Here is a 16,971-nt window from a genome sequence, read left to right on the forward strand (position 1 = left end):
GGTCACACGGACTCCCCGGGGGACTTCAGGTGGTTCAGCTGCCGCTTGAGGAACTCGGTGGCGTCGCCCACGGAGAACGGCTTCGGGCCGTACGCGTGGAAGACGACCAGGAGGTCGCCCTCGACGGCCACGCAGTCGAGGTTGTCGACCTGCTCGTTCTTCTCCTCACCGACGGCCGTCAGCACGCACTTGGCCTGCGGGAATCCCTCGATCTTCGGCGCCGTGCGGTCGCCGCCCGTGAGGTCCATGAGCTTCTTGGTGACCTCGGAGAACTGGTTGACGGCCTTCGGGTCGGCCTGCATCAGCTCGACCTGGTACGCGACGGTGTCGCGCAAATTCAGCCGGTAGCTGCGCCCGGCCAGTCCCGTGAGCTTCAGCTCGGCCAGTGCCTTGTCGCGGGCCTCGCGCTGCGGGGTGGACAGGCCCGGCCGGGCCTCCTTGAACCGCTCGACCGCGTGCTCGCCGGCGAGGTAGAAGTCGTTGCCGTCCGGCCCGATATCGGGGCCGGGCCGGTACAGGTCGGGGACCGGCAGCAGCTTGGCGGTGAGGCCGTTCGGCGGCACGGCGGCCGGGGTCGGCGCGGTCGTGGCGTCGGCGCCCTCGGCGGCCCAGTAACGGGTCTCGGCGGTCCGGTCGGCTCCGCCGACCAGGACGACGCCGGCGACGGCGACGGCGGTCAGGACGACGAGCCCCGCGCCGGCCGCGACCAGGGCGGCGCGCCGCCGCCGGGCGGGAGCCGGGGGGACCGCCGGGACCACGGGGGCCACGGGGGCCACGGGGGCCACGGGGGCCGGGTCGACGGCCTGCGTCCGGTCGGGGATCCGCTCGGTCACAGTCGCTCCAGCTGTCGTGCGGCCAGATCGACGACGTCGCGCGCCGCGACCTTCCGGCTGTCGGCGTACCTCAGGTGCATCACGATGTCCCCGCGCCGGACCACGGCGGTCGCCGCGTGCACCGGCTCGTAGCCGGCCTTCCGGAACGGCTGGGACCGGACCCAGACCCGGCCGAAGCCCTCGGCCGCGCCGGGGATCGCGGCACCGTCGTCGCCGGCGTACTCCGAGCCGCCGAGGTACCGGGCGTGATCCGTGTAGAAGCTGTCGGCGCCCTCGCGGTCGTGGAACTGGATCAGATCGATGTCCACGAAGACGCGCTCGTCCTGCGCGTACTCCAGCGCGGCGATCCTGCGGACGTCCTCGACCAGCAGGGCGTTCAGGGCCTCGTCCGGCTCCATGAAATCCGACGCGTACGAGTCCACCGACTCCGCGCCCCGGAATACGGTCTTCGCCCCGGCCGGCGCCTCCAGCAGCAGCTGGGCGAGGTCGCCGTCCGTCTTGTGCCAGCGGTTCGCGTTCAGCGTCCTGTACGTCGTGCGCTCGTCGGGCGCCTGCGGCTTAGGCGGGTCCAGCCGCTGCTGGGCCAGCGGGGCCAGCGGCGTGGGCTCGCGGTCGTACTGAACGGCGTACCCGGTGACCGCACCGGCGAGGACGCCGAGCGCGGCGGCGGCCGCGATCAGGACGGGGGTACGGCGGCGGCCGCGCGGGCCGTCATGTGCTGCCGGAAATTCCGGATTGACCGGTTCCGGCCGCTCGTGCTCCAAAGAGGGTCCCCCCACAGGACATCGTGGGCACCGGCGCGGTTGCCGGTGCACACGTTGGATGCGCCGCTCGGGGGAGGAGTTGTACGGAGCGTTATTACGGTTCGGTAGCCGACGGTTCCGGCGGCGTCCTCACTTGCCGTCGAGCTCGTCCCACCACTCGTCCGACTTCGGATCGCCCGAGGGGTCGTCCCACCAGCGGTCGTCCGGGCCGCGCCGGTTCGCCACCATCGCCGCGACCGGCGGGATCACCATCGCCACCAGGCACATCGCGACCGCCGCCGGCACGGACCACAGCCGTACGAAGGCCCAGGCGGAGACGAAGAGGAAGAGGCATCCGCCCATCAGCAGGAAGTAGGCGCGCCGGCGCCGGGCGTACATGCCTCCAGCGTAGGTCCGCGCGCGGGAACGGCGCGAAGGGCCGCACCTCCGTCCAGTGGCGTCCAACCCCATGGAGGTGCGGCCCTTCGGCCGGTCGAGCGGTGCCCGGTCGGGCGCCGGCGCCTCAGACGGCGATGGCGACGTCCGTCAGGCTGCCGGTCTCGGTCACGACGACCTTGCGGTCGGCCGTGCCGCCCGGGATGAGCGCCCGGAGGGTCCACTCGCCCTGCGCCGCGTAGAAGCGGAACTGGCCGGTCGCCGAGGTCGGGACCTCGGCCGTGAACTCGCCGGTCGAGTCCAGCAGACGGACGTAGCCCGAGATGGGCTCGCCGTCCTTGGTCACCTGGCCCTGGATGGCCGTCTCACCCGGCTTGAGGGTCGAGACGTCCGGTCCGCCGATCTGTGCTCCACACATGTTCTCTGTCCTGTCCTAGAGGTCGTACGAGGGCGTCGCGTGCCCGGATGACGTGTTGGCGCCGATTACTTGTTGGCGCCGAGCTCGATCGGCACGCCGACCAGGGAGCCGTACTCGGTCCAGGAGCCGTCGTAGTTCTTGACGTTCTCCTGGCCGAGCAGCTCGTGCAGGACGAACCAGGTCAGCGCGGAGCGCTCACCGATGCGGCAGTAGGCGATGGTGTCCTTCGCCAGATCGACCTGCTCGCCCTCGTACAGGGCCTTGAGCTCGTCGTCCGACTTGAAGGTGCCGTCGTCGTTGGCGTTCTTCGACCACGGGATGTTGCGGGCGCTCGGCACGTGGCCGGGGCGCTGCGACTGCTCCTGCGGGAGGTGCGCCGGGGCGAGCAGCTTGCCGGAGAACTCGTCGGGCGAGCGGACGTCGACCAGGTTCAGGGAGCCGATCGCGGCCACGACGTCGTCGCGGAACGCGCGGATCGAGGTGTCCTGGGCCTGCGCCTTGTACGCGGTGGCGGCGCGCTGCGGGACCTCGGAGACCAGGTCGCGGGAGTCGAGCTCCCACTTCTTGCGGCCGCCGTCGAGGAGGCGGACGTCCTGGTGGCCGTAGAGCTTGAAGTACCAGTAGGCGTAGGACGCGAACCAGTTGTTGTTGCCGCCGTAGAGGACGACGGTGTCGTCGTTGGCGATGCCCTTGGCGGAGAGGAGCTTCTCGAAGCCCTCCTGGTCCACGAAGTCACGGCGCACCGGGTCCTGGAGGTCCTGCTTCCAGTCGATCCGGACGGCGTTCGTGATGTGGTTCTTGTCGTACGCGGACGTGTCCTCGTCCACCTCGACGATGACGACCTTGGGGTCGTTCAGGTGGGCCTCGACCCAGTCGGCGTCGACGAGGACGTCGCTGCGGCTCATGGTGTTCTCCTCCGGGGCAGTGTGCGGCGGGGCGGTGCAGATGCTGCGGGTGCGGTGCTGCGGATGGTGCTGCGCGTGCGTGACCGGCGGGTGCGCCGCGGTGCCCGGCACGGGAAGCCGTGGGGCGGGTTGCGGCGGGGGCGGTCACGCGGGAACGGCCGGTGTACGGCCTTCAGGGGAGCGGATCGCTCACATGGAGAGCGAGCGACAGAGCATGGCGGCGACGCGACACAGGTCTACTGCCCGTCGCTTCGTGAGGTCCGCCTGCTGATGCTTCATAGCCATGGATCGTAGGGACGAACAGGCCGCCCTGTCACCGGTGTGTCATATTTCGAGACAGGATCGTCCGGATGTTGATACGCGAACGCCCCCGGGGGGCACCCGGGGGCGTCGTCGGCACGGCGTGCGGGCCCGTCCTTCTGCGGATCGGACCGGCCCGTCTCACTATCCGGCCAGGGTCACGTTCCGGCCGTCCAGCGCGAGGTGGAGGCCGCCCGCGTCCGAGGTCAGCTCCGACAGCTTGATGCCCTCCGGCAGGCCGTTGATACGGCGCTCGAAGTCCGTCTTCTTGCGGATCATGCCCTCGACGCCGGGGATGCCCTCGCCGGGCACCTCGTCGGCCCGCACCCGCACGGTGCGGCCGTCCTCGCCGAGGGTGACGGTGGACACGACGCTGCGGGTGATGCTGCGGCCGAGGACCTCGACGGTGGCGGTGACCTTCACCTTGCCCGGCGCGTTGCCGTACGCGATGGTCGCGCCGTTCTGCGAGGTCTTGGTCAGGTCGTCGTACGAGACGAGCGCGGAGCCGTTGACACGGGTGGCGGTGCCGCCCGTGTAGTTGCTGTCCAGCTTGACGCCGTGGAAGCTCGCGTCGAGCTGCGAGATCCGCATCTTGCGGCCGTCGGTGCCGGCCGCCTCGACGCCGGTGAGATGGACGTCGACCTGCTCCAGCTCGCGCCCCAGGGCCTGGGTCAGGAACGGGAAGCCGTGGATGTCCACCGTGGTGCTGCCCGCCTGCCCCTGCCCGAGGCGGACCTTGGCGGCCATCTCGTCCTCCGCGTAGCCGACCGCCCAGCGGTCGGCGGCCACGAAGAGCCCGGCCAGGATCAACCCGATGATCACAAATATGCGCAGGACACGCATGTTTCCCTCCCCGTTCGGTACGTCACGAGGCTACTGGGCGGCCTCCGGCCGGCCGGCCACGCGCCCGACCAGGCCCCTGTCGCGCAGCCGCGCCCAGCCGCGCCCAGCCGCGCCTAGCCGACCACGCGCCCGATCAGGTACACGGCGGGAGCGGCGACGGCCAGCGGCAGGGCGACTCCCGCCGTCATGTGGACGAACCTCGACGGGTAGTCGTACGCCGCCACGCGCAGCCCGATCAGCGCGCAGACCCCGGCGACCAGCCCGACCAGGGCCCCGCCCACGGCGCCGACCTCGGTCATGCCGCCGACCGCGATCCCGGCGCCGGCCGCGGCGGCCAGCGAGGCCCCGACGGAGGGGGCGGCCGGCAGCGGCAGCGACCGGGTGAAGGCGGCGACCCCGACGGCGACCGCGCCGACGGAGACGGCGGCCAGGTCGGCGGCGAGGTAACCGGCGCACACGATGGCGAGGGCGGCGGAGGCCACCGACGCCATCAGGCCGTACATCCGCTCGTCGGGGTCGGCGTGGCTGCGCAGCTGGAGCACGAGGGTCAGCAGCACCCAGGCACCCAGCGTGCCGATGACCGCGCCGGGTCCGTACGCGTCGTCGACGGCGAGGACGGCGATGTCCGCGGTGACCGCGCCGAGGAAGGCCAGCGCGATGCCCTGGCGGGCCGGCCACATGCCGTTGAGGCGGAACCAGCCGGCGGCGGTCAGCGCCTGGAGCACGACGAGCGGGACGAGCAGGGCGAGCTGGCCGAAGGCCGCGGCCCCGGCCAGCAGGACGCCGAGGGCGGCGGTGAGCAGCGCGGGCTGCGGCCCGGGGTCGATGATGGGCGAGCGCCCCTCGGCCCGTGCCTGCGCGGGGTCGACGATGCGGGTGGCCCCGCCGAGCGTCGGCGGGGAGTACTCCGGGCCGCCCTCCGGGACGGGGGGCAGGGCGTCGAGGGCGGGGTGACCGGGGGTCACCGGGCTCACGGGGTTCCCTGCTGCGGCCGGGGCGGCCGCGGCCGCGTCCTCCCGGTACGGCGGCAGATACGCGGTCTGCGCCCCCGCGTCGGCATCCGGCTGCACCGGCGGCAGGTAGGCCGTCTCCGCGCCGGCCACCGCGTCCTCCCGGTACGGCGGCAGGTACGCCGTCTGCGCGGCAGCCGAAGCCCCCGCGTCCGCATCCGGCTGCACCGGTGGCAGGTACGCCGTCTGCGCGGCCGCGGCCGCGTCCTCCCGGTACGGCGGCAGATACGCGGTCTGCGCCGCCGCGTCGGCATCCGGCTGCACCGGCGGCAGGTACGCCGTCTGCGCGGCGGGCGCGGCGTCCTCGCGGTACGGCGGCAGGTACGCGGTCTGCGCGGCGGGCGCGGCGTCCGGGGCCGGCCACGCGGTGGCCCCAGAGGGCGCGGGGGCCTGGGCCGGGGCCTCGTCGCGGAACCAGCCGTCGGGCGCCGCGAGCCCCTGCGGGGCGGGAGCCGCCGGGGCGGCCGGCGCCGCCTGCGGGACCTCGTCACGGAACCAGCCCGCCGGCGCGATCGGCTCCGGGCTGGGGCTCGGGTGCGGGATGCCGTACGCCGGGGCGGCGTGCCGGCCGCCGGACGCCGGGGCCTGCCACGCCTCCCCGGGCGCCGGGGCGGCCGCCCCGTCCTGGCCGCCGGCCGGGGCCGGCGTGGGAACGCCGTCCCAGGCCCCGGCGGGCTGGCCGGACCACTGCGCCTGCGGCTGCCCCTGGGGCTGGGCCGGGGACGGGGCGTAGTCCTGCGCGTACCCCTGGGCCTCGGCCTGCGGGGCGGACCAGTGGTGCGCCGGGGACGCGTCGGGGGCGGGGACGGGGCCGGGGGCCGGGGGCTGGACCGGCTGGTACTGGGTGTCCCAGGTGGCCGACTGCCAGGTCTGCGTGGCGTACGCGTCCTCGTCCGGCTGCGCGGGCTGGTCCGGCGCCGGGCGGTACTGCTGCTCGTCAGGCGTGCTCATGGCGTCCGCTCACCCGCCCGCGAACGGGGGGAGCACCTCGACGGTGCCGCCCTCGGTCAGCCGTACCTCGCCGTGCGGGCGGGTGCCCACCGGGTGCTCGTCCACCAGGAAGGAGCAGCGCCGCAGCACCTGGGCCAGCTCCCCGGGGTGCGCCGCGCGCACGGCGTCGAGCGCCTCGGCCAGAGTCGCCGCCTCGTACGGCTCCTCCGCCGCCCCGGCCGCGGCCTTGGCCGCCGCCCAGTAGCGGATGGTTCCGGTTGCCACTACAGCTCCTATCGTCGGCTACGTACGGCACGTACCGTCGGCCTCCATGATGACCCCTCGCGCCCGCGACCACGTGTGCCTCCGCGCGCCCGTCGTGCGCCCACCCGGCCCGCGTCCGGTCCACCGATACGGTGAAACCGGGCGACGGCCCGGTCACGGGCGTGGCGGGGACCACATGTGAGGAGCACCGCGAAGCCTCTGCCACGAAACGACCGGTGGGCTATTCTGGCTGCGAAGAGGATCCGGGCAACGTTGCCCCCGGGTCCTTTTGTGCTTTCAGCGCGTTGAACAGCACACGAACACACCGGCAGGACGGTCCCCAGGGCGCGGGGGCCGGACGGCGCCGGACGACGTACGAAGCAGTGCCTCGCACTCCCCCGGGCTCCGCCCGGGTGGTGCCCCCGGGACGGGACCGAGGAGGAACCGACGTGATGGGCCAGCGAACCGTGTACGACCGACCGACCCGGGCAGGTGGTCGGCGATGAGCTCACTTCTGCTGCTGACCAACGCCCTGCAGCCCTCCACCGAGGTGCTGCCCGCCCTCGGCCTGCTGCTGCACAGCGTCCGGGTGGCCCCCGCCGAGGGCCCCGCGCTCGTCGACACCCCCGGTGCCGATGTGATCCTCGTCGACGGCCGCCGCGACCTGCCGCAGGTGCGCTCCCTGTGCCAGCTGCTGCGCTCCACCGGACCGGGCTGCCCCCTGATCCTGGTCGTCACCGAGGGCGGCCTGGCGGCCGTCACCGCGGACTGGGGCATCGACGACGTGCTGCTCGACACCGCCGGCCCCGCCGAGGTCGAGGCCCGGCTGCGGCTGGCCACGGGCCGCCAGCAGCTCGGCTCCGACGACTCCCCGATGGAGATCCGCAACGGCGACCTGTCGGTCGACGAGGCGACGTACAGCGCCAAGCTGAAGGGGCGGGTCCTGGACCTGACCTTCAAGGAGTTCGAGCTGCTGAAGTACCTCGCCCAGCACCCGGGCCGGGTCTTCACCCGCGCCCAGCTGCTCCAGGAGGTCTGGGGCTACGACTACTTCGGCGGCACCCGGACGGTCGACGTCCACGTCCGGCGGCTGCGGGCGAAGCTCGGCCCCGAGCACGAGTCGCTGATCGGCACCGTCCGCAACGTCGGCTACCGCTTCGTGTCGCCCGAGAAGGTCGAGCGGGCGGCCGAGGAGGCCCGCAACAAGGCGGCCGCGGAGGCGTCCGGGAGCGTCCCCCGGATGGAGGACACGCCGGTGCCCGTCCAAACGGCAGGACGGCCTGCCCAGAGGTAGGTCACCCCGCGTAGACTCTCGCGCGTGGCCAAGGTGACGCGGGACGACGTTGCACGACTGGCGGGTACCTCTACCGCGGTCGTGAGCTACGTCATCAACAACGGACCCCGGCCGGTCGCCCCGGCCACCCGCGAACGCGTCCTCGGCGCGATCAAGGAGCTGGGCTACCGGCCCGACCGGGTCGCGCAGGCGATGGCGTCGCGGCGCACCGATCTCATAGGCATGATCGTCCCGGATGCCCGCCAGCCCTTCTTCGCGGAGATGGCGCACGCGGTCGAGCAGGCCGCCGCCGAGCGCGGAAAGATGGTGCTGGTCGGCAACTCCGACTACCGGGACGAGCGCGAGGTCCACTACCTGCGGGCGTTCCTCGGCATGCGGGTCTCCGGGCTGATCCTGGTCAGCCAGGGCATGAGCGAGCGCGCGGCCTCGGAGATCGAGGCGTGGGACGCCCGGGTGGTGCTGCTGCACGAGCGGCCGGAGGCGATCGACGACGTCGCCGTCGTCACGGACGACATCGGCGGCGCGCAGCTGGCCACCCGTCACCTGCTGGAGCACGGGCACGCGTACGTCGCCTGTATCGGCGGCATCGAGAACACCCCGTCGGTCGGCGACCCCGTCGCCGACCACGTCGAGGGCTGGCGGCGCGCGATGCTGGAGTCCGGGCGGTCGGTGGAGGGCCGGCTGTTCGAGGCGCCGTACAACCGCTACGACGCCTACCGCGTCGCGCTGGAGGTCCTCGCCGGCCCGGACCGGCCGCCGGCCATCTTCTGTGCCACGGACGACCAGGCGATCGGTGTGCTGCGCGCGGCGCGGGAGCTGCGGATCGACGTGCCGGGGGAGCTGGCGGTGGCCGGCTTCGACGACGTCAAGGAAGCGGCCCTGACGGACCCGCCGCTGACGACGGTCGCGTCCGACCGTCCGGCGATGGCCCGCGCGGCGGTCGACCTCGTCCTGGACGACGGCCTGCGGGTGGCCGGGTCCCGCCGGGAGCGCCTCAAGCAGTTCCCGTCGGCCCTGGTCGTCCGCCGCAGCTGCGGCTGCGAACCGCGCGCCTAACCCGACCCGGGCCCGCCCCGTGCCCGGGGCTCCGCCCCGCGGCCCCGCGCCTCAATCGCCGGCGGGGCTCAAAGATCGGGGCTCCGCCCCGGACCCCGCGCCTCAAACGCCGGCGGGGCTGGAGGGCGGCGCGACTCAGAGATCGGGGGCTCCGCCCCCGGACCCCGCGCCTCAGACGCCGGCGGGGCTGGAGGGGTGGCGGGGCTGGATGGGGCCCGGCGGGGGCGGGAGGCGGGGCGCGCTTATTTCGGGCATACGCGGTTCTGTCGGGCTTCTCAGCCGGGACTCAGACGGCTCTCATGAACGGTGGCGAGAGTCGTCTCATGACCGACAGCCACCGCCGCGAAGGCGAGTACCAGGAGAACCGCCCGAACCAGCAGCCCACGTCCTTCGGCGAGGACTGGCAGCGCGGCCGTGAGCGGCTGGCCGGCGAGGTGCAGTCCGCCGCCTACCCCCCGCCGCCGGTCCACCCGCCGACGCCGCCCACCGCCCCCGCGCCCGGCTGGCACGAGGCGCACCAGCCGCAGGCCGGCTGGGCGGACGACGCCGTATCCGTCGCCCCCGCCTCCCCCGGGCACGCCAAGGCGAAGAAGCCGGTCGCGCTCCTGGTCGCCGTGGCCCTCGCGGCCGCCGTCGTCGGCGGTGGCACCGCGGCCGCCGTCCAGCAGTTCCTCGGCGGCCAGGGCGCCGGCGGCAGCGGCGGGGGCGTCAACGGCTCCAACGTCTCGCAGTCGAACACCGGCACCGTCTCCGGCGTCGCCGAGCAGGTCAGCCCCTCCGTCGTACGGATCGACACGCGCGCCGGCAGCGGCGGCGGCACCGGCTCCGGCGTCGTGATCTCCGAGAGCGGCGAGATCGTCACCAACAACCACGTGATCAGCGGCGCGTCCGAGATCCAGGTGACGATGAGCGACGGCAAGAAGTACCCCGCCAAGATCGTCGGCACCGACCCCGACAAGGACCTCGCCCTGATCAAGGTCCAGGGCGCGAGCGGACTGAAGCCCGCCAAGCTCGGCAACTCCGACCAGGTCAAGGTCGGCGACCAGGTCGTGGCCATCGGCTCCCCCGACCGCCTCACCGGCACCGTCACCAGCGGCATCGTCTCGGCGCTCGACCGCGAGGTGAACGTCCCCAAGGAGGACAACCGTTCCCGGCAGGGCCGGCAGTCCCCGTACGGCGGGCAGGGCGGCGGCTGGCCGTTCTCCTTCGACGGGCAGCAGTTCAACGGCGACCCCGGATCGCGGACGACCTCGTACAAGGCCATCCAGACGGACGCCTCGCTCAACCCGGGCAACTCCGGCGGCGCGCTGTTCAACATGAACGGGGAGGTCATCGGCATGCCGTCGGCGATCTACTCCCCCGGCAGCGACAGCTCCCAGGCCGGCAGCGTCGGTCTCGGCTTCGCCATCCCGGTCAACACCATCAAGGCCGACCTGGACTCCCTGCGCAAGGGCGGCCCGGGCGGGGCCGGCCCGCAGCAGGGGTCGGGCAACGGCAGCGGGTCGAGCGGCGCCGACGGATTCGGCACCTCGTTCCCGTCCTTCTAGCCGCGCCCCGGCACCTCCTTCCGCCCCGCCCCCCGCCCCGGCCGTGCGAGGCTGGAGGGTGCCGCCCGCCCGCGACCACCACCGAGGAACCCGCCGATGAACACCCCCGCCGAAGGCGAAGCCGCCCGCATCCTCGTCGTCGACGACGAACCGGCCGTCCGCGAGGCCCTGCGCCGCAGCCTCGCCTTCGAGGGGTACGGCGTGCAGACCGCCGTCGACGGGCTCGACGCCCTCGACAAGGCGGCGGCGTACGCGCCGGAGCTGATCGTGCTCGACATCCAGATGCCCCGGATGGACGGCCTGACGGCGGCCCGGCGGCTGCGCGCCGCCGGTTCGGTGACCCCGGTCCTGATGCTGACCGCCCGCGACACGGTCGGCGACCGCGTCACCGGCCTGGACGCCGGCGCGGACGACTACCTGGTGAAGCCGTTCGAGCTGGACGAGCTGTTCGCACGGGTCCGGGCCCTGCTGCGGCGCAGCGCGTACGCCTCCGCCCGCGCGGCGGCGGGCGCCCCGGCCGAGGACGTGCTGACCTTCAACGACCTGCGGATGGACCTGGCGACCCGCGAGGTCACGCGGCGCGGGCGGCCGGTGGAGCTGACCCGTACCGAGTTCACCCTGCTGGAGATGTTCCTGGCGCACCCGCGCCAGGTGCTGACCCGCGAACAGATCCTCAAGACCGTCTGGGGCTTCGACTTCGAACCCAGCTCCAACTCCCTGGACGTGTACGTGATGTACCTGCGGCGCAAGACGGAGGCGGGCGGTGAGCCGCGCCTGGTGCACACCGTGCGCGGGGTGGGCTACGCGCTGCGCGCGGGCGAGAGCGGTCCCGAGTGAGACCGGATCCGGCCGCGCGGTTCCGCGCCCTGCCGCTGCGCTCCCGGCTGGCCCTGCTGGTGGCGACGGCGGTGGCGGTCGCGGTCGCGGGGGTGGCCGCCGTCGCGTGGTTCATGGTGCGCGAGCAGCTGAGCGAACAGCTGGACAGCTCGCTGCGCTCCACCAACGCCGCGGCGCAGGCCAACCAGGTGCTCGGCGAGTACCGCTGCGTCTCCGGCCAGGTGGTCCCGCCCGACCGGCTGGTCAACAACCTCAGCGCCCAGGTGCAGATCGTGTTCCCGGACGGCGGTCACTGCTGGGTCGACGGCAAGAACACCCTGCGGGTCAGCGGGATCGACCTGGAGATCGCCCAGCGCGAGCGCGGGGCCACCTTCTACGACACGACCACCACCGACGGCACGTCGGTGCGCGTCTACAGCCAGCCCGCCACCGTCGGCCCGCGGCCGGCGGCGCTGACCGTGGCCCGGCCGCTGGCCGACATCGACAAGCCGCTGTCCACGCTGGCCTGGGTGCTGCTGCTGGTCTCCGGCATCGGGGTCGTCGGCGGCGGCGCGGCCGGCCTGCTGGTGGCCCGGGCGGGCCTGCGGCCGGTGGACGAGCTGACCGACGCCGTCGAGCACATCGCCCGCACCGAGGACCTGACGGTACGGATCCCCGACGCCGGCGACGACGAGATCGCCCGCCTGTCGCGGTCGTTCAACTCGATGACGGCGGCGCTGGCCTCCTCCCGGGACCGGCAGGCGCAGCTGATCGCGGACGCGGGGCACGAGCTGCGCACCCCGCTCACCTCGCTGCGTACGAACATCGAGCTGCTCGCGCGCAGCGAGGAGACCGGGCGGGCGATCCCGCCGGAGGACCGCAAGGAGCTGCTGGCCTCGGTCAAGGCGCAGATGACCGAACTGGCCACGCTCATCGGGGACCTCCAGGAGCTGTCCCGGCCCGACGCGGCCGCGCCCGGCCCGCTCCAGGTGGTGGGGCTGCACGAGATCGCCGCCGGCGCGCTGTCGCGCGTGCGGCTGCGCGGCCCCGAGCTGACCTTCGTCCGCGACCTGCGGCCCTGGTACGTGCGGGGCGAGCCGGCGGCGCTGGAGCGCGCCGTGGTCAACATCCTCGACAACGCGGTGAAGTTCAGCCCGGCGGGCGGCAGGGTCGAGATCGCGCTGCGGGACGGGGAGCTGACCGTACGGGACCACGGGCCGGGGATCCCGGCCGAGGAGCTGCCGCACGTCTTCGACCGGTTCTGGCGCTCGCCGTCGGCGCGGGCGCTGCCGGGCAGCGGGCTGGGGCTGTCGATCGTGGCCCGGACCGTCCAGCGGGCGGGCGGGACGGCCCGGCTGCGGCCGGCCGAGCCCGGTCCGGGCACGGTGGCGGAGATCCGGATCCCGGGCGCGCCGACACCGCCGCCCGGTCACCCGTCAGAAGGGGTTGCGGGCGATGAGTGAGTCGATGAAGCCGCCGCGGGTGTTGGGGAAGTCCATGGGGACCGCGCCCAGCCCGGTGCGGCCGGCCATCTCGCCGCCCGTGACGAAGGAGTGGATCTGCGGGTTGAGGCGGTCGGCGTTCCAGCGCGGCGGCATGTAGGCGGAGGTCGAGACGTAGTTGACGTACAGCTTGCCGGGCTGGGAGACGGCCTTGCGGAAGTGGTTCTCGATCCTGCCGCGCTTGGCGAAGGGTTCGGTGTTGTAGTCGTCCTGGATGTCGAAGTGGGCGCCGTCGCCGTAGCGGATGCCCGGCAGACCGCCGTTGTCGGCGAGCAGGACGACCTTGCCGCGGGCCTGGCCAAGGGTGGGCAGGGTGGGGGCGATGTGGAAGAGCGGCCGCCAGCCGCGCGCGTCGAGGTAGTCGTCGAAGATCGCGCGGAAGGTGGCGTCGCTGTCGCCCGAGTACTCCTGCTTGACCCGCATGAGGATGGTCTCGGACGGGTGCGCGGCCAGGAAGTTCCAGCAGGAGACGAGGACGTCGCCGAACATCAGGTGCTGGTAGAAGGACCCGTGGTGGATGGCGAAGGAGCCGCCGCTGACGCGGCAGCGCACGTCCAGGAAGCGGATGCCGGCGTCGAGCTGCTGGCCGATGCCGATGTTCTGGCAGGCGACGTACAGGCCGCCGTGGAGGGCTCCGGAGTCGTGGGTGCCGGGGATGGTCATCCGCTGGAGGGCGGTACCGGCGGGGAGGCCGGCCATCCAGTCCTGGGTGCCCAGGGTGCGGGCGCTCGCGGGGCGCGCCCCGAGGACGGTGGTGGAGACCCCGGCCGCCAACGCGCCGACCAGAAACGTGCGCCGATCCAGGCTCATGTCCCGCCCCTTCAACCGCCGTGGGTGTCGCCGGGATTATGTCGTGCACACATCAAGATCTCCACCCATCGGCAGCCCCGGCTTTCCCGCCCCGGCCCGCGCCGGCCGCGCGCCGGGCCCGCACACGCGGAGGGGGCGGCGGACCCGACCGGATCCACCGCCCCCTCCGTACCGCTGCCCGTGCCTACTTGACGACGGTGATGCGGCCGGTCGCCGGCGGGGCGAGCGGACTCGTCGCCGAGGAGTGCGCGGCCAGGTAGGTGTTGAAGGCGTCCAGGTCGGACACGCCCACCAGCTTGTTCTTGTGCTCCTTCAGGACGGTGAAGCCGTCACCGCCGCCCGCGAGGAACTCGTTCATCACGACGCGGTAGGTGCGCGCCGGGTCGATCGCCTGGCCGTTCAGACGGATCGAGTCGGTCACGACCCGGTCCCCGCCCGCCTGCGTCATGTCCAGGGTGTAGGTCAGGCTCTTGGAGATCTGCAGGATCTTCGGGTTGTTGCCGTTGACCGGCCCGGTGACCTGCTGCTTCAGCGCGGTGACCAGCTGCTCGCCGGTCAGGTCCACGACGTTGAGCATGTTGGTGAACGGCTGCACCGTGAAGGCCTCGCCGTAGGTCACCACGCCGTCGCCCTCGGCGCCGGACGCCTTGTAGGCCAGGTCCGAGCGGATGCCGCCCGGGTTCATGATGGCCAGCTCCGCGCCGCCCTTGTCCGCGGCGGCCGTGGCCTCCAGCTGGGCGTCCGCGATCAGGTTGCCGAGCGGCTTCTCGTACGCCTCGGAGCCGCGGCCGGGGATGTCGGCCGAGATGAAGCCCTGCGGGCGGCCGGCGACCGGGGCGGCCAGCGCGTTCCAGCGGCCGATCAGCTCGGTCATGTCCGGGGCCTTGGGCTGGTTCCGGTGCACGACGTGGTTGGCGGTGGCCGGCGCCTTGACCGCGGTACGGACGATGTCCTTGGTCGCGCGGTCGTACGTCAGCGTGGTGTCCGTGTACAGCCGGCCGATGGAGGCGGCCGAGGTGACCGTACGCGGGTTGCCCGCCGGGTCCGGGATGGTGCAGGCGTACGCCTGGTGCGTGTGACCGGTCACCAGCGCGTCGACCGAGGAGTCCACGTTCTTGGCGATGTCGACGATCGCACCGGAGATGCCGGCGCCGGCGCCCGGGGTGTTGCAGTCGTAGTTGTACGCGCCGCTGGCGGGCAGACCGCCCTCGTGGATCAGCGCGACGATGGACTGCACGCCCTGGCGCTGGAGCTCCTTGGCGTACTTGTTGATCGACTCGATCTCGTCGCCGAACTTCAGGCCCTTGACGCCCTCGGCCGTCACGACGTCCGGAGTGCCCTCCAGGGTCACGCCGATGAAGCCGACCTTCACGTCGCCCTTCTTCCACACGTACGTGGGCGAAAGGAGCGGACGCTTGGTCTTCTCGTCCGTGACGTTGGCGGCGAGGTACTTGAACGAGGCGCCCTCGAAGGTCTTGCCGAACTCGAAGCAGCCCTCGACCGGGTGGCAGCCGCCGTACTGCATGCGGCGCAGCTCGGCCCGGCCCTCGTCGAACTCGTGGTTGCCGACGCTGGAGACGTCGAGGCCGACCTTGTTCAGCACCTCGATGGTCGGCTCGTCGTGGAAGAGACCGGACAGCAGCGGGCTGCCGCCGATCATGTCGCCCGCCGCGGCGGTGACGGTGTACTCGTGGCCCTTGCGGGCCTCACGCAGGCTGGTGGCCAGGTACTCGGCCCCACCGGCGGGTATCGACTTGGTGGTGCCGTCGGCCTGGCGCTCGGTCACGGTGCCGGAGGAGCCCTGCGGAGGCTCGATGGTGCCGTGGAAGTCGTTGAAGGACAGCAGCTGCACGTCGACCGTGCCGCTCTTCTTGTCCTGACCGCCACCAACAGCGGCCCCGGCCGGGAGCGCGGCGGCGACCAGGGCTCCGGCGCCGGCGGTGACGGCGAGAGCGGCGAGGGTCAACCGGCGGGTTCGGCCGCGCCGTTGTGGTGTCGCTGACATCAGTTCCCCTTTGCGGACAGCGAAACAACATGGGAGGAGCCCGAGCCTATGGTCAACGCGCGTAGCACGACAGGGGGTAATGGGTTACGGGCAGGTTGCGGTCGTAGGCTCGGCTCATGACTGACGCAAGCGCGGCCCTGGAGCCGGGACGGCAGATTGTGACCCTCGACGAACTGACGGAGGACCAGGCCGCCGCGGTTCTCGCCCTGGTCGAGGACGCGGCCCGCTCGGACGGCACCACCGCCGTGTCCGAGCAGGGCCGGCTCCAGCTGCGCGGCGGACCGCGCGAGGGGATCCGGCACTTCCTGCTGACCGAGGGCGGCCGGCTGGCCGGCTACGCCCAGCTGGAGGACACCGATCCGGTGGAGGCACCGGCGGCGGAGCTGGTGGTCCACCCGGCGCTGCGCGGACGCGGGCACGGGCGGGCCCTGGGGTCGGCGCTGCTCGCCGCCTCCGGCAAGCGGATCCGGATGTGGGCGCACGGGGGCAAGTCGGCGGCGCGGCACCTGGCGCAGGTGCTGGGGCTGACGCTGTTCCGCGAACTGCGGCAGCTGCGGCGGCCGCTGGTGGGCCTGGACCTCGCGGAACCGGTGCTTCCGGCCGGGGTGACGGTCCGTACGTTCGTCCCCGGCGACGACGACGCGGCGTGGCTGGCCGCCAACGCCGTGGCCTTCGCGCACCACCCCGAGCAGGGCGCGCTGACCCAGCGGGACCTCGACGACCGCAAGGCGCAGCCGTGGTTCGACCCGAAGGGCTTCTTCCTGGCGGAGCGGGAGGGCGAGCTGGTCGGCTTCCACTGGACGAAGGTCCACGCGGCCGAGCAGCTGGGCGAGGTCTACGTGCTCGGCGTGCTGCCGACGGCGCAGGGCGGCGGCCTGGGCAAGGCCCTGACGACGATCGGCCTGCGCCACCTGGCGGCGGCGGGCCTGGCGACGGCGATGCTGTACGTCGACGCGGACAACCCGGCGGCGCTGGCGGTGTACGAGGGCCTGGGGTTCACGACGCACGAGGTGGACCTGATGTACCGAACGGAATCCTGACCCCCCGTTCCCGGAGGGACCCGGAATCCTCGGGCCCCTGGCCGGGGCCGTACGGCTCCTGGGGACCCCTGCGGGGTCGGCGGTGGCGGGGCGGGCGCGGGCCCTGCGGGCGGCTGCTCCCCCACCCCGCCCCTTCCCGGAACCGGGGCTCCGCCCCGGACCCCCGGACTACGCCCCGGGGACCTCGCTCCTCGAACGCCGGAGGGGCTGGAAGGGCGGCGCTCCGGTTGCGAGGGGTCACCCACGGTAGTGGGCGCCT

Annotated in this window: 17 protein-coding genes; 6 read left to right on the plus strand and 11 right to left on the minus strand. The window is 73.3% G+C overall.

Going from position 1 to position 16,971, the window contains the following annotated elements; all coding sequences use genetic code 11:
- Positions 1-2: 2 nt before the first annotated feature.
- From ACZ6KO_RS31355 to ACZ6KO_RS31395, 9 genes are all read right to left on the minus strand, one after another.
- Complete coding sequence (locus tag ACZ6KO_RS31355; protein WP_469307363.1) at positions 3-833, minus strand: hypothetical protein; 831 nt, start codon at positions 831-833, stop codon at positions 3-5.
- Positions 830-1,597, minus strand: a complete 768-nt coding sequence (locus ACZ6KO_RS31360) for a hypothetical protein (protein ID WP_469307364.1) — start codon at positions 1,595-1,597, stop codon at positions 830-832. The genes ACZ6KO_RS31355 and ACZ6KO_RS31360 overlap by 4 nt, the downstream gene beginning before the upstream one ends.
- 129 nt (positions 1,598-1,726) lie before the next feature.
- The gene (locus ACZ6KO_RS31365) at positions 1,727-1,975 is read right to left on the minus strand and encodes a DUF3099 domain-containing protein (protein ID WP_469307365.1); all 249 of its coding nucleotides are present in this window, start codon (positions 1,973-1,975) and stop codon (positions 1,727-1,729) included.
- Positions 1,976-2,099: 124 nt separating this feature from the next.
- Entirely contained in the window at positions 2,100-2,390 is a 291-nt protein-coding gene (locus tag ACZ6KO_RS31370; RefSeq protein ID WP_401453832.1) for a DUF1416 domain-containing protein, read from the minus strand.
- A 65-nt stretch (positions 2,391-2,455) separates the two neighbouring features.
- The gene (locus ACZ6KO_RS31375; RefSeq protein ID WP_469307366.1) at positions 2,456-3,295 is read right to left on the minus strand and encodes a sulfurtransferase; all 840 of its coding nucleotides are present in this window, start codon (positions 3,293-3,295) and stop codon (positions 2,456-2,458) included.
- Between the two features lie 189 nt (positions 3,296-3,484).
- Positions 3,485-3,580, minus strand: coding sequence for a putative leader peptide (locus ACZ6KO_RS31380; protein WP_401453834.1), 96 nt, complete (start codon positions 3,578-3,580; stop codon positions 3,485-3,487).
- 159 nt (positions 3,581-3,739) lie between these two features.
- A complete protein-coding gene (locus ACZ6KO_RS31385) occupies positions 3,740-4,438 on the minus strand; it encodes an LmeA family phospholipid-binding protein (protein WP_469307367.1) in 699 nt (232 codons plus the stop codon).
- Between the two features lie 113 nt (positions 4,439-4,551).
- Complete coding sequence (locus tag ACZ6KO_RS31390) at positions 4,552-5,769, minus strand: hypothetical protein (RefSeq protein WP_469307407.1); 1,218 nt, start codon at positions 5,767-5,769, stop codon at positions 4,552-4,554.
- A 639-nt stretch (positions 5,770-6,408) separates the two neighbouring features.
- The gene (locus ACZ6KO_RS31395; protein ID WP_401453836.1) at positions 6,409-6,663 is read right to left on the minus strand and encodes a MoaD/ThiS family protein; all 255 of its coding nucleotides are present in this window, start codon (positions 6,661-6,663) and stop codon (positions 6,409-6,411) included.
- A gap of 481 nt (positions 6,664-7,144) precedes the next feature.
- Between ACZ6KO_RS31395 and ACZ6KO_RS31400 the strand changes: the two genes are divergently transcribed.
- The 5 genes from ACZ6KO_RS31400 to ACZ6KO_RS31420 all read left to right on the plus strand — a co-directional run bounded on the left by ACZ6KO_RS31400 (position 7,145) and on the right by ACZ6KO_RS31420 (position 12,818).
- Positions 7,145-7,936, plus strand: coding sequence for a response regulator transcription factor (locus ACZ6KO_RS31400; RefSeq protein ID WP_469307368.1), 792 nt, complete (start codon positions 7,145-7,147; stop codon positions 7,934-7,936).
- Between the two features lie 24 nt (positions 7,937-7,960).
- Positions 7,961-8,992, plus strand: a complete 1,032-nt coding sequence (locus ACZ6KO_RS31405; RefSeq protein ID WP_469307369.1) for a LacI family DNA-binding transcriptional regulator — start codon at positions 7,961-7,963, stop codon at positions 8,990-8,992.
- A gap of 323 nt (positions 8,993-9,315) precedes the next feature.
- On the plus strand, positions 9,316-10,539 hold the full coding sequence (locus ACZ6KO_RS31410) for a S1C family serine protease (protein WP_469307370.1): 1,224 nt from the start codon (positions 9,316-9,318) through the stop codon (positions 10,537-10,539).
- Positions 10,540-10,635: 96 nt separating this feature from the next.
- Entirely contained in the window at positions 10,636-11,376 is a 741-nt protein-coding gene (locus tag ACZ6KO_RS31415) for a response regulator transcription factor (protein ID WP_469307371.1), read from the plus strand.
- Positions 11,373-12,818: a sensor histidine kinase gene (locus tag ACZ6KO_RS31420; protein ID WP_469307372.1), complete on the plus strand. Its 1,446-nt coding sequence runs from the start codon at positions 11,373-11,375 to the stop codon at positions 12,816-12,818. Before ACZ6KO_RS31415 ends, ACZ6KO_RS31420 begins: the two co-directional genes overlap by 4 nt.
- On the opposite strand, the gene ACZ6KO_RS31425 is transcribed toward ACZ6KO_RS31420, so the two are convergent.
- Together ACZ6KO_RS31425 and ACZ6KO_RS31430 are read right to left on the minus strand one after the other, a co-directional pair.
- On the minus strand, positions 12,792-13,667 hold the full coding sequence (locus tag ACZ6KO_RS31425; protein WP_469307373.1) for a phosphatidylinositol-specific phospholipase C: 876 nt from the start codon (positions 13,665-13,667) through the stop codon (positions 12,792-12,794). The genes ACZ6KO_RS31420 and ACZ6KO_RS31425 overlap by 27 nt on opposite strands.
- A 184-nt stretch (positions 13,668-13,851) precedes the next feature.
- The gene (locus tag ACZ6KO_RS31430) at positions 13,852-15,672 is read right to left on the minus strand and encodes a bifunctional metallophosphatase/5'-nucleotidase (protein ID WP_469307374.1); all 1,821 of its coding nucleotides are present in this window, start codon (positions 15,670-15,672) and stop codon (positions 13,852-13,854) included.
- A gap of 116 nt (positions 15,673-15,788) precedes the next feature.
- On the opposite strand from ACZ6KO_RS31430, the gene mshD reads away from it, so the two are divergent.
- Positions 15,789-16,712, plus strand: a complete 924-nt coding sequence (gene mshD, locus ACZ6KO_RS31435; protein WP_469307375.1) for a mycothiol synthase — start codon at positions 15,789-15,791, stop codon at positions 16,710-16,712.
- The last annotated feature ends 259 nt before the right edge of the window (positions 16,713-16,971 follow it).

This window comes from Streptomyces sp. NPDC042102, assembly GCF_055582305.1.